Source organism: Buttiauxella sp. BIGb0471 (assembly GCF_024807715.1).
In the GTDB taxonomy this organism is placed as follows: Bacteria; Pseudomonadota; Gammaproteobacteria; order Enterobacterales; family Enterobacteriaceae; genus Buttiauxella; species Buttiauxella agrestis.
Window position 1 is genome coordinate 976,325 of sequence record NZ_JANUEU010000001.1, and the last position, 15,708, is coordinate 992,032.

16 protein-coding genes are annotated in these 15,708 nt (G+C 49.5%); 6 read left to right on the forward strand and 10 right to left on the reverse strand.

Features of this window, described 5'->3' with window-relative positions; translation table 11 throughout:
- Positions 1 to 9: 9 nt before the first annotated feature.
- The 6 genes from rsxD to ydgT form a co-directional block, all read right to left on the reverse strand.
- Positions 10 to 1,059: an electron transport complex subunit RsxD gene (gene rsxD / locus M2371_RS04595; RefSeq protein ID WP_034495760.1), complete on the reverse strand. Its 1,050-nt coding sequence runs from the start codon at positions 1,057 to 1,059 to the stop codon at positions 10 to 12.
- Positions 1,060 to 3,021, reverse strand: coding sequence for an electron transport complex subunit RsxC (gene rsxC, locus M2371_RS04600; protein WP_259267012.1), 1,962 nt, complete (start codon positions 3,019 to 3,021; stop codon positions 1,060 to 1,062).
- Positions 3,014 to 3,592 carry an electron transport complex subunit RsxB gene (gene rsxB / locus M2371_RS04605; RefSeq protein ID WP_034495758.1) on the reverse strand — a complete coding sequence of 193 codons (579 nt, stop codon included), beginning with the start codon at positions 3,590 to 3,592 and terminating at the stop codon, positions 3,014 to 3,016. The genes rsxC and rsxB overlap by 8 nt, the downstream gene beginning before the upstream one ends.
- A complete protein-coding gene (gene rsxA, locus M2371_RS04610) occupies positions 3,592 to 4,173 on the reverse strand; it encodes an electron transport complex subunit RsxA (protein ID WP_034455395.1) in 582 nt (193 codons plus the stop codon). The genes rsxB and rsxA overlap by 1 nt, the downstream gene beginning before the upstream one ends.
- Before the next feature lie 90 nt (positions 4,174 to 4,263).
- Complete coding sequence (locus tag M2371_RS04615; protein WP_115628402.1) at positions 4,264 to 4,716, reverse strand: DUF2569 domain-containing protein; 453 nt, start codon at positions 4,714 to 4,716, stop codon at positions 4,264 to 4,266.
- A 94-nt stretch (positions 4,717 to 4,810) separates the two neighbouring features.
- Positions 4,811 to 5,026 (reverse strand): transcription modulator YdgT, encoded by a 216-nt coding sequence (ydgT, locus tag M2371_RS04620; RefSeq protein ID WP_115628403.1) that lies wholly within the window; start codon positions 5,024 to 5,026, stop codon positions 4,811 to 4,813.
- Between the two features lie 279 nt (positions 5,027 to 5,305).
- Between ydgT and M2371_RS04625 the strand changes: the two genes are divergently transcribed.
- Positions 5,306 to 6,346 (forward strand): oxidoreductase, encoded by a 1,041-nt coding sequence (locus M2371_RS04625; RefSeq protein ID WP_259267013.1) that lies wholly within the window; start codon positions 5,306 to 5,308, stop codon positions 6,344 to 6,346.
- Between the two features lie 51 nt (positions 6,347 to 6,397).
- On the opposite strand, the gene speG is transcribed toward M2371_RS04625, so the two are convergent.
- The gene (gene speG / locus M2371_RS04630; protein ID WP_259267014.1) at positions 6,398 to 6,955 is read right to left on the reverse strand and encodes a spermidine N1-acetyltransferase; all 558 of its coding nucleotides are present in this window, start codon (positions 6,953 to 6,955) and stop codon (positions 6,398 to 6,400) included.
- 62 nt (positions 6,956 to 7,017) lie between these two features.
- A complete protein-coding gene (locus M2371_RS04635; RefSeq protein ID WP_259267015.1) occupies positions 7,018 to 7,365 on the reverse strand; it encodes a DUF1283 family protein in 348 nt (115 codons plus the stop codon).
- A gap of 103 nt (positions 7,366 to 7,468) precedes the next feature.
- Between M2371_RS04635 and M2371_RS04640 the strand changes: the two genes are divergently transcribed.
- From M2371_RS04640 to M2371_RS04660, 5 genes are all read left to right on the forward strand, one after another.
- Positions 7,469 to 7,795, forward strand: a complete 327-nt coding sequence (locus tag M2371_RS04640) for a YnfA family protein (RefSeq protein ID WP_172894036.1) — start codon at positions 7,469 to 7,471, stop codon at positions 7,793 to 7,795.
- Positions 7,796 to 7,986: 191 nt separating this feature from the next.
- The gene (rspA, locus tag M2371_RS04645) at positions 7,987 to 9,201 is read left to right on the forward strand and encodes a starvation-sensing protein RspA (protein ID WP_034495747.1); all 1,215 of its coding nucleotides are present in this window, start codon (positions 7,987 to 7,989) and stop codon (positions 9,199 to 9,201) included.
- Between the two features lie 54 nt (positions 9,202 to 9,255).
- Positions 9,256 to 10,662 carry a glucuronate isomerase gene (gene uxaC, locus M2371_RS04650; protein ID WP_259267016.1) on the forward strand — a complete coding sequence of 469 codons (1,407 nt, stop codon included), beginning with the start codon at positions 9,256 to 9,258 and terminating at the stop codon, positions 10,660 to 10,662.
- A gap of 27 nt (positions 10,663 to 10,689) precedes the next feature.
- On the forward strand, positions 10,690 to 12,234 hold the full coding sequence (locus M2371_RS04655; protein ID WP_259267017.1) for an MFS transporter: 1,545 nt from the start codon (positions 10,690 to 10,692) through the stop codon (positions 12,232 to 12,234).
- 157 nt (positions 12,235 to 12,391) lie between these two features.
- Positions 12,392 to 13,843: a mannitol dehydrogenase family protein gene (locus M2371_RS04660; protein ID WP_115628410.1), complete on the forward strand. Its 1,452-nt coding sequence runs from the start codon at positions 12,392 to 12,394 to the stop codon at positions 13,841 to 13,843.
- Between the two features lie 132 nt (positions 13,844 to 13,975).
- Here the strand turns inward: M2371_RS04660 and M2371_RS04665 are convergent, their stop codons facing one another.
- Entirely contained in the window at positions 13,976 to 14,662 is a 687-nt protein-coding gene (locus M2371_RS04665; RefSeq protein ID WP_259267018.1) for a GntR family transcriptional regulator, read from the reverse strand.
- A 94-nt stretch (positions 14,663 to 14,756) separates the two neighbouring features.
- Positions 14,757 to 15,506, reverse strand: a complete 750-nt coding sequence (gene ydfG / locus M2371_RS04670) for a bifunctional NADP-dependent 3-hydroxy acid dehydrogenase/3-hydroxypropionate dehydrogenase YdfG (protein ID WP_034495742.1) — start codon at positions 15,504 to 15,506, stop codon at positions 14,757 to 14,759.
- Positions 15,507 to 15,708 lie beyond the last annotated feature (202 nt).

The following is a 15,708-nucleotide window of genomic DNA, read 5'->3' on the forward strand; positions in this document are numbered from 1 at the left end:
GACGATTCCTTAGCGATGCCCGTAAGCACGAGGGCGGGTGTAGTAATCAATCAACGGCACGGTGATGTTAGCCAGCAAAACGGCAAACGCGACGCCATCAGGATAACCGCCGTATGTGCGAATCAGCCAGACCAGCAAACCGGCCAGCGCGCCGAAAATCAGACGCCCACGATTGGTTGTCGATGCGGTAACGGGGTCGGTGAGAATAAAGAATGCACCCAGCATCGTTGCGCCAGAGAACAGATGGATCAGCGGTGATGCACATTTTTCCGGAGCAAACATCCAGCCAAGGGTGGAACACACCGCCAGCGCCAGCAAGAAGCTGACCGGAATATGCCAGCGAATGGCACCTTTCACCAGTAAGAACAGCCCGCCTACAAGGAATGCGAGATTCACCCACTGCCAACCAATTCCCGCCAGCACGCCGGTATAAATCGGCTCTTGCAACAGGTCGGTGGCGGAATGCCCGGCGCGTAATCCGGTTTTAAACGTGTCGAGCGGAGTGGCCTGACTTATACCATCTATACCCATCCGCAATTGCGACATGGTATCGCCAGCCGCCGTCGTGCCAGAAAATATCACGTGCAGCGAGTCGGCAAAACCAGGTACCGTTGCGGCAAGCGTATGCGGTGGCAACCAGGATGTCATTTGCACCGGGAAGGCAATCAACAACACCACATAACCGACCATTGCCGGGTTAAATGGGTTGTGCCCCAGGCCGCCATATAATTGTTTCGCGATAATCACGGCGAACACGGTACCAAGGATCACCATCCACCAAGGAGCAAACGGTGGAATACTGATGCCAAGTAACAGGCCGGTGAGCGCGGCAGAATTATCGCCCAGGATCCGTAGCGGCTGTTTGCGCAGTTTGAGCACCAGCAGTTCAGCGGCGACAGCCGTCAAAATACCTAATGCGATTTGCACCAGACTGCCCCAGCCAAACCAGTACCACAGCATTGCCATTCCTGGCAATGTGGCATAAGTCACCAGCAGCATAATTCGCGATGTGCTACGTTGGTTATGGGTATAAGGGGAGCTTGCTATCTTAAAAACCATTTATTCCTCTGATGCCATTTGTTGCGCTGCTTTTCGTGCCTGGACACGAGCAATTGCCGCGGCAACGGCGGCTTTACGCGGATCTTGTTCTTCGGCAGGTGTTTCTTCAGATTGTTGTTCGGCCTTCGCGGCTTTACGGGCTTTCGCTCGGGCAATGGCGGCTTCGACCGCCGCTTTGCGCGGATCAACCGTTTCGGCTTTAGCCACTTCGACCGGGGCTGTTACTGCTTCGTTTGCCTGAGCCGCTTTGCGTGCTTTCGCTCGGGCAATCGCTGCTTCGACCGCGGCTTTACGCGGATCAACAACACCGGTTACTGCTGGAATTTCTTGCGCTTCTTTCTCAACCTGACGAGCGCGCGCCTGCGCTTTACGCGCTTCGCGGGCGGCAATCACTTGCTGGTTGTCCGGCAAGGTTCCCGCTTTGATAACAATCGGCTCATTGCCTTGTGCATTCTTGCTTTTCACCCGGGCGAGGGCGGCCTGAATGGCATCATTATCTTTAGCTGTAGGTTGAACGGCTGCTTGTTTATGGCGTTCAAGACGAGCGGCTTTTTCGCGTTCGAGTCGCGCCTGGCGCGCTTCAAAGCGCTCTTTGGCTTCAGCAGTGCGTTTGGCTTCCAGCTCGATTTCACGGATCTCGGCTTTTTCCTGGCGGAAATATTGCACCAGCGGAATATTGCTTGGGCAAACGTACGCGCAAGCCCCGCATTCGATGCAATCTTTGAGATTATGGGCCTGCGCTTTATCGTGCTGTTGCCCACGGCTAAACCAGTAGAGTTGCTGTGGCAAAAGATCTGCCGGGCAGGAATCAGCGCAGGCGCTGCAACGAATGCAGCTCTGTTCTTCTTGTTGCTCACCCATTTCGAGACTGGAAGGTGCCAGCAAACAGTTGGTGATTTTGACGACAGGAACATCCAGCCACGGCAGGCTAAAGCCCATTAACGGCCCGCCCATAATCACTTGCTGATCATGACCCGGACGGAATCCGACAAAATCCAACAGATGGCGGACTGGCGTTCCCAGACGCGCCCAGACATTTCCCGGTTGCTGAACGGCCCCGCCGGTTAACGTCACCACACGCTCGGTTAAAGGTTCTCCATCCATAACGGCGCGTTTCACGGCAAAAGCGGTGCCGACGTTTTGCATCAGCACGCCAATATCAGACGAGCGGCCACCTTGTGGAACTTGTTTCCCGGTCAGGATTTGAGTCAGTTGCTTTGCGCCGCCAGACGGATATTTGGTTGGGATCACCCGCAACTCAATACCGTGTGTATTGCAAAGCACCGCACGCATCATAGAAATGGCCTGCGGCTTGTTATCTTCAATACCAATTAACACGCGCTTTGGCTGCAAAATATGCGCAAGAATACGCACGCCGTCGATGATTTGCGCCGCGCAATCCTGCATCAGGCGGTCATCGGCGGTAATGTAAGGCTCGCATTCCGCGGCATTGATGATCAGCGTGTCGATTTTATCGCCGCCACCGAGCAATTTATTTCCGGTCGGGAAGCCTGCGCCGCCCAGACCGGCAACACCAAATTGATGAATACGCGCAATTAATTCTTCACGACTATGCGACGCATAATCATGCCAGCCGTCACGTTCAATCCAGGTATCTTCGCCATCGGCTTCAATAATCACACTCAGCTCAGCCAATGCAGAAGGATGGGCGGTCGAGTGGGGCGCAATGGCGGTGATGGTTCCGGAAGTGGGAGCATGAACAGGCAACATGCGACCACGCCCACGTGTCAAGGGTTGACCACGCAGTACATAATCGCCGGCTTTCACGCACAGTTCACCTTCAGCGCCAATGTGCTGCTTCAACGGAATAACCAGCTTTTGTGGCAAAGGAACCTGGCGCAGCGGCGTGCCGTTTGACTGAGTTTTCATTTCTGGTGGATGAATGCCACCATCGAAATCCCAGATTTTGTCTTTTTTGAAACGGGTAAATAACTTAAGCATTTTGCTCCACCGGAATGAGTCTAACCGGGATGGTTTGCAGATCCCACTTCCAGCTTTCTGTGGTGGTTTCGACCGGGCGCAGCTCAATACAGCGAGTTGGGCATGGGTCGACACATAAATTGCATCCGGTGCAAAGGTCACTAATTACGGTATGCATGGCGCGAGTGGCACCGACAATGGCATCCACCGGGCAGGCCTGAATGCACTTGGTGCAGCCAATACAATTCGGTTCGTCGATAACGGCTAACATGCGAACGGGTTCCAATGCCTGAGCATCGCCTTCAATGGGCTGAGGATCCACGTTAAGCAAAGTCGCAATTTTGTGCATCACGGCTTCACCGCCAGGTGCGCACAAGTTGATTTTTGCACCCTGATTACCCACAGCTTCCGCATAAGGGCGGCAGCCTGGATAACCGCATTGCCCGCATTGACTCTGGGGTAACAGTTCGTCAATTTTATCGACAATCGGGTCTTCTTCGACGCGAAAACGACGCGAGGCATACCCGAGGATCAGCCCGAAGACCAGACCCAACAGGCCCAGCGCAATAACAGCAATCCAAATCGTACTCATCAGAACTTCACCAACCCGCTAAAGCCCATAAAGGCCAGAGACATCAAACCGGCGGTGATAAGCGCGATGGCATTGCCACGAAATGGCGCGGGCACGTCGGCAACCGCTAAACGTTCGCGAATAGCCGCAAACAACACCATCACCAGCGAGAAACCCACGGCGGCAGAAAAACCATAAAGGGCTGATTGCAGGAAGTTATGGCCGAGATTGATGTTCAACAACGCGACGCCTAGCACCGCACAGTTAGTGGTGATCAGCGGTAAAAAGATACCCAGCAGGCGATAGAGCGCCGGGCTGGTTTTGCGCACCACCATTTCGGTAAATTGCACAACGACGGCAATAACCAGAATAAACGCCAGCGTGCGCAAATAGACGAGGTCAAGAGGAATAAGGATCAACTCGTTGACCAGCCACGCACAAATAGACGCCAGGGTAAGTACAAAAGTGGTCGCCAGCCCCATGCCGATGGCCGTTTCCAATTTTTTGGAAACTCCCATAAACGGACACAGGCCAAGAAACTTCACTAATACGAAGTTATTAACCAGTACCGTACCAACAAAGAGCAGCAAATAATCTGTCATGAATGAGACCTGAAACAAAAAAAAGCCGCCTATTATCGTCTAACCGACCGATGACGACAACTGGGCGTTTATAAGGTTATTACGGCGAAACTACGGGTTGATAAATGTCTGCTTCACGCGTTGCGAACGCTTGAGGTACGGGACCAACAAAGCCGCAGCTAACAGCGGGAACATCAGCTGACGTAATGCCAGATCGTCACTCACTGGGGAAAACGCGAAGGCTTTAACCGCTAACAACACCGACAGCAATAACCAAAGAATATAATGACGGACCACATTCTTACGACGTTTAAAGAAGGCGATAGTCAACCACACGGTATAACCCCACATGGCAATTGCGCAGGCAATCGAGGTGTACCAAAACATCACCATTTTGGGGCCTTGCGCGCTCATAAGTCGATGGCTTTCTGGGGAGATGAGCATCATAAGATAAATGGCGAGGGCAATACTGCTGCTGAGTAAGGTCATCAGAAGCCAGGCGAGAGGGGCAAGAAGCCAGCCTGCAATGCGGGGTGCTCGCCCAGGAACTTGCGTTGTCGTCATGTTACCTCCCGAAAAAGAATAAGACTTTCCTTATGAGATTCATAAGGCGGGAGGATTATAAGGTTTTTTTAACGCTTTGCTACCGCAAGCTGCGCTACAGCACATATCGCCATACGGCTTTAGGCACACAACCTAAATCAAACAGGCGTCCACCAGAAACCAATTCAGCCCGACGATGATCGGCAGCACGATACATATTCATCAATTCATTATTATCGGTCAGGGTATAATTAAGATGGTCGAAGAGTTTTTCGAGGCTTTCGGACGAGCTGATTTTGCGAAATTTCATTAAATAATCTAGAGCGGTCATGAGAGGCAGTTATCCATGCAAAAGAGAAAACAGGAGCACGCGGCGTGTTTGATTTGCATGAATAATAAACGGAAATGCACGTTTTTATTGCAAGAAATAGCGTGATATTGACTTTTTAGGAGTTTTCATCGTCACATACACCATCACCTGGCCCTCCTGACACCCGCGAATTGTCTGGTGTTTGGTAAGTGTGCAACTAGCTCGCAACAATATAATTACCTGTTGTTACAATTACAGGGATGGTGTCAAATAGGGCGTCCAAAATTATGAGGAAAGCAAATGAGTGATAGCATTCGTGTCGGACTAATCGGTTACGGTTACGCCAGTAAGACTTTTCATGCGCCATTAATTGTCGGTACACCAGGCATGGTTCTGGCCGGTGTTTCCAGCAGCGATGCCACGAAAGTTCATGCTGACTGGCCAAACATGCCGGTAGTCTCTGATCCTCATCATCTGTTTAATGACCCAAATATCGATTTAATCGTCATTCCCACCCCAAACGACACCCACTTCCCGCTGGCAAAAGCGGCACTTGAAGCCGGTAAACATGTCGTTGTCGATAAACCTTTTACCGTGACGTTGTCACAAGCGCGTGAACTGGATGCACTGGCGAAAAGCTGCGGCTTATTGCTTTCTGTCTTCCACAACCGCCGTTGGGACAGCGATTTCTTAACCGTGAAAGCGCTGCTGGCTGACGGTACGCTGGGTGAAGTGGCCTATTTTGAATCTCATTTTGACCGCTATCGTCCACAGGTGCGAAACCGCTGGCGCGAGCAGGCGGGTGTTGGGAGCGGGATTTGGTATGACTTAGGCCCACATCTTATTGACCAGGCGCTGAATCTTTTTGGACTGCCTGTCAGCCTGACGGTGGATTTAGGCCAACTGCGCCCAGGCGCTCAGGCAACGGACTACTTCCATGCGGTGCTGGCTTACCCACAGCGTCGCGTTGTACTGCACGGCACTTTGCTGGCGGCAGCAGAAACAGCACGCTACACCGTGCATGGCGCGCGTGGCAGTTACATCAAATATGGCCTCGACCCACAGGAAGATCGCCTGAAAGCGGGCGAGCGTTTACCGCAGGAAGACTGGGGTTACGATATGCGTGACGGCGTCTTAACGCTGGCGCAGGGTGAGGTGATGGCGGAGCAAACGTTGCTGACTGTGCCGGGTAATTATCCGGCTTACTACGCGGGGATTCGAGATGCACTCACGGGCCACGGTGAGAACCCGGTTCCGGCCGCGCAGGCCATTCAGGTAATGGAAATGATTGAGCTGGGGATGGAATCCGCGAAACATCGCGCCACACTGAACCTGGCGTAACCGCCGCCAGACCCTGGCACCACGCTCACTTTCAGGGGGCCAGGGTTTCGGTTACTGCGCAGTCGGTTTTAAAATACTGCCCGCAGTTTTGTGCCCCGCCAGATACTGATGCTGGAAAATGCACATCCGAATTGTGTTGCGATACTCGCCATTGATAAAGAACTCGTGGATTAACTCACCTTCCACCATAAAGCCGAGCTTCTTATAGATGTGCACGGCTTTTTCATTCTCTTTATCAACAATCAAATACAGCTTGTACAGATTGAGCACCATAAATCCGTAATCCATCGCAAGCTTTGCGGCACGCGATGCCAGGCCTTTGCCCTGATAATCAGGCGAGATGATTATCTGGAATTCGGCACGGCGATGAACATGGTTGATTTCGACCAGTTCCACCAGGCCTGCTTTTTCGCCATTACATTCGATGACAAAACGACGCTCGCTCTGATCGTGAATATGTTTGTCATAAAGATCCGACAGCTCGACAAATGCCTCGTAAGGCTCTTCAAACCAATAGCGCATCACGCTGGCGTTGTTATCAAGCTGGTGAACGAAACGCAGATCTTCGCGCTCAAGCGGGCGAAGCTTAATGGGGAGTTCCTGGCTCATTTGAATTCCTTTCAAAGACATAAGGCTTCCCTTAAGAAGCCTTATTGATTAACGTCGTGCAGTTACGGAGTGACAACGCGACCGGTGCGGCGGTCAAGGCAACGCAGGGTGTTGGGTTCCCAATAAGCGTTGACGTTGGCGCTTTTCTGGCAATTGTCCTGGGCATCAAAGGCGACGTCGGTTTTGTCCCATTCTTTTTCGGCGCGTTTGTTAACTTTCTGGCGCAGAGAGCGTGTGTCATTCCATTGCTCTTTGTCCATCGCCGCATCCTGGCGAGTTTGCGCATTGTCACCCGACTCGATAATCAGTTTATTGGTCTGAGCATTCGCGGGTTGAACAAACGCAAACGCACTCAGCAATAATGCCAGCGGCATAGCCACAGACAGATATTTGCGAAGGATTGTGTTCATTGCGGTTTCCTTTAGAGTATTTTGCAGCTTATAAATATACCACGGTGCGCGGTGCGTACCAGATGGCGCACATTTGACCTCATTATCCCAGACAACGTTCAATATGATCAAAACAACCTTGTTATTTTTTGCAACGGCTCTGGCCGAAATCATTGGCTGCTTTTTACCCTGGCTGTGGTTAAAGCGCGAAGGCTCTGCTTTACTGCTGATCCCGGCAGCATTATCGCTGGCGATGTTCGTCTGGTTGTTGACGCTCCATCCGGCAGCCAGTGGGCGTGTGTATGCCGCTTACGGTGGCGTTTATGTCGTGACCGCGTTGTTGTGGTTACGCGTGGTTGATGGCATCAAATTAAGTGCCTACGACTGGATAGGGGCATCTGTTGCCTTCTGCGGCATGTTAATTATCGTCGCTGGCTGGAGCCGGGCCTGATTAATTCCTCTTTTTTCTCTAAAAATCATTCATTTCCCTTAACTCTTCTGATGTAACCCCTTGCAAGAGTCACAAAATAATTGTGACTCAGTCCGTCAAAATTCGATCCACATACTTGTATGGTAGTATTTTGAGGGTTAATTTCACACTCATTGAACACCTATTATCTGATGTGTAGTAAGGGAACCTGAATGAAAATTGTCAAAGCAGAAGTATTTGTTACTTGTCCTGGCCGGAACTTTGTCACGCTGAAAATTACAACTGACGATGGGATCACCGGACTGGGCGATGCCACCTTAAACGGCCGCGAATTGTCGGTTGCGTCCTATCTGAAAGACCACGTTTGCCCGCAACTGGTGGGGCGTGATGCGCACCGTATCGAAGATATCTGGCAGTTCTTCTACAAAGGCGCTTACTGGCGTCGCGGGCCGGTGACGATGTCGGCGATTTCTGCGGTCGACGTCGCGCTGTGGGACATTAAAGCGAAAGCTGCCAACATGCCGCTGTATCAATTGTTGGGCGGAGCCTCCCGCGAAGGCGTGATGGTTTACTGTCACACCACCGGTCATTCCATTGACGATGTGCTGGAAGATTACGCCCGTCATAAAGAGCAGGGCTTTAAAGCGATACGTGTGCAGTGCGGCGTGCCAGGCATGAAAACCACCTACGGGATGGCAAAAGGCAAAGGGCTGGCGTACGAACCCGCAACCAAAGGTGACTGGCCCGAAGAGCAGTTATGGTCAACGGAAAAATATCTCGATTTCACCCCCAAATTATTCGAGGCAGTTCGCAACAAGTTTGGCTTCGACGAACATTTGCTACACGACATGCACCATCGTCTGACGCCAATCGAAGCCGCCCGTTTTGGTAAAAGCATCGAGGATCACCGCCTGTTCTGGATGGAAGACCCGACGCCTGCCGAAAACCAGGAATGCTTCCGTCTGATTCGCCAGCACACCGTGACCCCGATTGCTGTCGGCGAAGTCTTTAATAGCATCTGGGATTGCAAACAGCTTATCGAAGAGCAGCTAATCGACTATATCCGCACCACGATTACTCACGCAGGTGGCATCACCGGCATGCGCCGCATTGCGGATTTTGCCTCGTTATACCAGGTGCGAACCGGCTCACACGGCCCGTCCGATCTCTCTCCAGTTTGTATGGCCGCCGCGCTGCATTTTGACCTCTGGGTGCCGAACTTTGGCGTGCAAGAATATATGGGCTATTCCGAGCAAATGCTGGAAGTCTTCCCGCATAACTGGACGTTTGATAATGGATTCATGCATCCAGGCGATAAGCCCGGTATTGGCATTGAGTTCGACGAAAAACTGGCCGCGAAATACCCCTACGAACCTGCGTATCTGCCGGTTGCCCGCCTTGAAGATGGCACGTTGTGGAATTGGTAATCCCCTCATTAAATTAAATTTGAATAGCCATAAGATGAACAATGGAGAAGCATCATGAGTTTCATCAACGATCGTTTCATGATTAATAATGAAGTAGGGTGTAAATTATATTCTGAAGTGGCGAAATCACTGCCAGTGATTGATTATCATTGTCACCTTGATGCTAAAGATATTTACGAAAATAAATCTTTTCCTGATATCACGCAACTTTGGCTATCAGGTGATCATTATAAATGGCGTGCAATGCGCGCTAATGGTATTCCTGAAGAAAAAATCACGGGTAACGCGAGTCCTGAAGAGAAATTTCGGGTATGGGCTGAAACTGTTGAATCCAGTTATGGTAATCCGCTCTATCATTGGACGCACCTCGAACTCCAATTTTATTTTGGCATTGAAGAAAATTTAGATTCTCATAATTGGCATGAGATAATGGACTCCTGCAATAAACTACTTTGTCAGGATGATTTTAGACCACGTCAATTAATTAGCCGCTCAAATGTTGAAGTTATTTGCACAACAGATTCACCACTGGACTCGTTGGAATACCATAGGCGATTACAAGAAGACGCGACCTTCACTACTAAAGTATTACCAACATTTCGCCCAGATGAGATTTTTGAGGAAGACTCACAGCTATTTATAAACTTCATTGATAAGTTAACCGAGTTAACATCAATTGATATTCGTGATTTTTCAAGTTTTAGCAAAGCCATTGGTAAAAGAGTTGAGTGGTTTCACGAAGTGGGATGCCGAATTTCTGATCATGGCCCAATAGATATTCGGTATTTATTCGCATCAGAAGCAGAAGTTGATATTATTTTTACACGTAAAATAAAAGGGGTGGAACTTAATCAGAAAGAATGCACTATTCTCAGTAGTGCTATATTTATCATGCTGGCGAAACTTTACAAAAAGCATGACTGGGCCATGCAAATTCATTTTGGGGCAATCCGAAGTAATAATACCCGAATGAAAAATGCATTAGGTATTAATACAGGATTTGATTCAATTAGCGATCAGTGTCACTTGGCTCAGGGGTTGAACGGTCTCTTAGACGCAATGGCTCAAAATGATTCGTTACCTAAAACTATCATCTACAACCTCAACGCAAGTTACAACGATGTTGTGGCAACGGCGATAGCTAACTTCCAGTCAGGTGAAGATGGTATTAAATCACCGATCCAGTTTGGTTCTGGTTGGTGGTTCAACGATACTCGCCGAGGTATGGAAAACCAATTGAATTGTCTAGCCGACCAAGGGCTGTTGATGAATTTCATTGGTATGTTGACCGATTCACGAAGTTTTATTTCCTATACTCGCCATGATTATTTCCGTCGCATACTCTGCAACCTTATTGGTAGTTGGGTAGAGAATGGAGAGATTCCTGACAATAAAAAAGTGCTATCAAAAATTATAAGAAATGTCTGTCACGATAATGCCAAAAACTATTTTGGATTTTGATGACTCCCTACGTAGTGAGGATAGAACATGTCTCGTACTAATAAAAAAATTACAATTCCTGTCAGTATTGGCTATGGCGTAACTGACATCATGGGAGGCGGCGCTTTTACCGTTATAGGCGCCTGGCTATTATTTTTCTATACTACATTTGTTGGCCTGTCTCCAGTGGAGGCAGCTTCAATTGTTGCTATCGCCAGGATTGTCGATGCAATTGTTAGTTTGTTTATGGGCAGTTTTACCGATCATTTTTACAAGAATTATTTAGGTAAGAAATTTGGTCGTAGACGTTTCTTCTTATTAATTGGTGCGCCATTGATGCTGGTTTACTCACTTCTGTGGGTAAACGGTATGAACTTTGGTTTTTATTTGGCTGTTTATCTAGCCTTTGAAATTATTGCGGCGATGGTTCTTATCCCATGGGAAACATTACCGTCAGAAATGACTAAAGATTTTAACTCTCGTACAAAACTATCTACCTGTCGAATGTTCTTTTCCGCATCAGGCACTTTCCTGGCGACATTTATTCCAGGGTTATTAATTAGCCACTATGGTGAGCATGATGCAAATGCTTATTTGATTAATGGTGTGGTGTTCGCAGTCTTGTTTATGTTATGCGTGTTCATCTCCTGGAAAGTGACCTGGGAACGTGATTTAACACCTGAAATGCTAGCCGAACTTGAACAACCAGGAAAAGTTACGCCTTTATCCGGAAGAATTATTGCTGTAGGGCGTTTATTCAAAGAATATGCCAGCACACTTAAAGTTAGAGCTTTCAGAAAACACCTGGCTATTTATTTACTCTCATTCACAGCAAAAGATGTTTATAACACAGTGTTTGTTTTCTTCTGCGTATATTGCCTGAATGTTTCATCTTCATTGGCTGGAACATTGCTGTCCATGAGTATCGTTGGTTTGCCTGTCACATTAGTTGCGGGGATGGCAATCATTAAATATGGCCCATCACGGCTATATGTATTCGCGTATAGCGTCATGATGTTGTGTCTGGTTGGCTTGTTTATGGTCTATCAATTCCCGACTGAAAACAAAATTACGCTGTTGGTCATACTGGCTGCGGTTTACCAGGTAGGGCGCTGTGTACTGGAATTCACTCCCTGGAATGTGTTCCCGTTTATTCCTGACATCGACGAAATGATCACTCGCCAACGTCGCGAAGGTTTATTTGCAGCGGTAATGACGTTTTCCCGTAAAACAACCGTTGCGATTGCAACCTTTATTGTCGGTGTGTTGTTGCAGTTTGGCGGTTTTGTGAAGGGCAGTCAGGTCCAGCCTGAACCGGCAGTAAACATGATTGCAACGCTGTTGTTTGCTGGCACAGCAGGACTGCTTATATTGGCTTTTTGGCAGGCGCTTACGTTCCGTTTGAATAAACGCACTCACAAGATTTTTGTTGATGAAGTTGAACGCCTTAAAGCAAATGGTGCGAAGAAAGATGTTGATCTTGAGACACGAAAAGTTGTTGAGGACTTAACGGGTTATAGCTACGAAAAGTTATGGCTTGAGTCAAAAGTTGACTCAACTAAAACAACGATGCCTGTGCCACTGATGCGATAACTCATCAATGTCATAAATGTGAGTTGTTATACACCTTTGGTTTCGTGTCATACCAAATGCACAAAAGTTTAATGCAAATCAATATGCAGACTACCATAGCAGGTAGTCTGTGGCTGTCCCCAAGTTACTACACAGCTACTAAACAGCGAGTTTCAAAATGGAAAACAAGCTCTTATCTGCAAAAGCTATTGTCCCTCAATACGACCGTAGCAAACTGGTATCACGCATCGTTCATCTTGGTTTTGGCGCCTTCCATCGCGCTCATCAGGCAGTTTACGCTGACATCCTGGCAAGCGATCACGGTAGCGACTGGGGTTACTGTGAAGTTAACCTGATTGGCGGCGAGCAGCAAATTGCTGATTTAAAACAGCAAGACAACCTTTATAGCGTGGCAGAAATGTCTGCCGACGCATGGCATTGCCGGGTCGTGGGTGTGGTGAAAAACGCCATTCACGCTCAGGTCGATGGCCTGGAAGCCGTGTTCACCGCGATGACCCAGCCTGAAGTGGCGATTGTCTCCCTGACAGTGACGGAAAAAGGCTATTGCCATACTCCGGCAACCGGCACCATCTTGCTGGATCACCCATTCATTGCGCACGACATCGCAAATCCGCAACAGCCGAAATCCGCACCGGGCGTGATTGTTGAAGCATTAGCTCGTCGTAAAGCCGCTGGTCTGCCTGCATTTAGCGTGATGTCCTGCGACAACATGCCGGAAAACGGCCACGTCACACGCAATGTTATTACCGCGTACGCGCAGGCGATTAACCCGGAACTGGCGGAGTGGATCAAAGCGAATGTGACATTCCCATCCACCATGGTTGACCGCATTGTGCCAGCCGTTACTGCTGAAACGCTGGAACAAGTCGCGCAGGCAACCGGCGTTGCTGATCCAGCAGCTGTGGCATGCGAACCGTTCCGTCAGTGGGTTATCGAAGACAACTTCGTGGCTGGTCGCCCAGAGTGGGAAAAAGCCGGTGCGGAATTGGTGAAAGACGTTCTGCCATACGAAGAAATGAAACTGCGTATGCTTAACGGCAGCCATTCATTCCTCGCATATCTCGGTTACCTGGCAGGTTATCAGCATATTTCTGAATGCATGCAGGATGAGAATTACCGTCGTACAGCACACGCATTGATGTTGCAGGAACAAGCGCCAACCCTGAAAGTGCAGGGCGTTGACCTGGCAAAATATGCCGATTCACTGATTGCGCGTTACACCAACCCGGCACTGCGTCACCGTACCTGGCAAATCGCGATGGACGGCAGCCAGAAATTGCCACAGCGTTGGTTGGACTCCATTCGTTGGCACCTGGCAAACGGCAGCGAGTTTAATCTGCTGGCGCTGGGCGTTGCAGGTTGGATGCGTTATGTCGGTGGTGTGGACGAGCAGGGCGCGGCAATCGAAGTGAGTGACCCATTATTGCCTGCAATTCAGCAAGCGGTTGCTGCCAGCAAAGAAGGGGAAACCCGCGTTAAGGCTCTGTTAGGGCTGAAAACTATCTTTGGCGAAGATCTGCCTGCTAACGCGAAATTCGTTAATCAGGTGATTGAATCTTACCTGGCGCTGCGTGAAAACGGCGCAAAAGCGACAGTCGCTAAGTTCTAAATTTGTGGTTTCGTAGGGTGGATTAGCGTAAGCGACATCCACCGTTTACGCTGTTGTTACAGATGAAAATGTCGGATGGCGCTGCGCTTATCTGACCTACGAATGCAGGTCTTCACGCGCAGTATTTCAAACTTACTCTTCAGTAAACCAGTCGCGCTTCTCGCTACGAATCAACAGAATTGACTGACTTATCTCATGCAGATGGCGATGCATCGCTTGATCCACCCCGTTTTCATCATGCTGCTTCAGGGCTTCAAAAATATCGTAATGCTGAGAGAGCAGCATTTCTGGGGGAGAGACGTGATCAAGGCTCATATAGCGCACCCTGTCCATCGTCGCTTTAATATTCTCGACCGTTTCCCACGCCAGGCGGCAATCGGCGACCAATGCTAACTGCTCATGGAATTCGTCATCTAACTGGAAAAAATCATCCAGTTGGTTACGGTCAATGGCCGTGCGTTGCTGATTGAGCAACTGTTCAAGCATATAGAGATGTTCATCCGTCGCCATACTCGCTGCACGTTTTGCCACCGCACGTTCAATCGCTTCACGCACAAAACAGCCGTTCTTCACCTGGCTGACCGAAATCTTATTCACATACGTGCCGCGCTGCGGGCGGATTTGCACCAGTCCCGTTTCAGCCAGTTTAATAAAGGCTTCACGCACCGGCTGGCGCGATACTTCAAAGCGAATCGACACTTCTTTTTCAGAAAGCGGAGTACCAGGCGGAATCAGGCAACGAACAATATCACGGCGCAAAATGCGGTAGATTTGTTGGTTTACAGGCTGAGTGGGGTTGAGCAAAGTTGACGGTAACATGGGTTTTTTTTCTTATCGTTAAAGAACCGTGCAAATTTAACATTTATTTGCACGGTCGCCCATACCTGAAAACCTCCAGATATGGGCAAGGCGATTAACCTTCGCGGTGAACGCTTAGCCCCGCAAACGATTGGCTCACAGGCATCATTTCAAGGGTGTTGATATTGACGTGTTTCGGTAACGTCGCGACCCACCAAACGGCTTCAGTCACATCTTCAGGCGTCAGCGCATTGGCATTCTCGTAGGTTTTCTCGACTTTGCCGTCGTCACCTTTGAAACGCACGTTTGAGAACTCAGTTCCGCCAACCAGACCCGGCTCAATATCCGTTACGCGAATAGCCGTCTTATGCAGATCTGCACGCAGATTCAGGCTGAACTGGCGCACAAACGCCTTGGTTGCGCCGTAAACGTTGCCGCCCGCATACGGCCAGCTTCCCGCAGTCGAACCGATATTGATAATGTGACCACGATTACGCTCCACCATACCTGGCAGCACGGCGCGAGTCATATACACCAGACCTTTATTGTTGGTGTCGATCATCGTTTCCCAGTCATCCGCGTCAGCTTTATGAGCAGGTTCCATACCCAACGCCAGGCCCGCATTATTCACCAGCACGTCAATATTGCGCCACTCGGCAGGCAGTTGTTCCATCGCTTGCTCGATAGCCGCGCGATTACGTACATCAAGTTGCAGCGTAATGATGCTATCACCCAGTTCGTCTTTCAGCTCTTGCAGGCGCTCCAGACGGCGACCGGTAGCAATCACTTTATGGCCCTGTTGGACGAAACGACGGGTAATGCTCTCACCAAATCCGGCGGTGGCGCCGGTTACCAGAATAATCATCTCACTGTTCCTCAACGCTTTTTATGTCGTAATACCTTAGCACGCGAACGCTATTTTCGATAATTGAAGTTAAGTCACGCAGACCTTGCGCAATGCTGGTGCAGCAAGGGTTTCACGCTGCACCAGCATCGCGCAGTTTTTTTCGCGATTTTCGCGATCACCGTACGTAAAGGGGAAAGGCAACCGATTGCGATAAATAGCA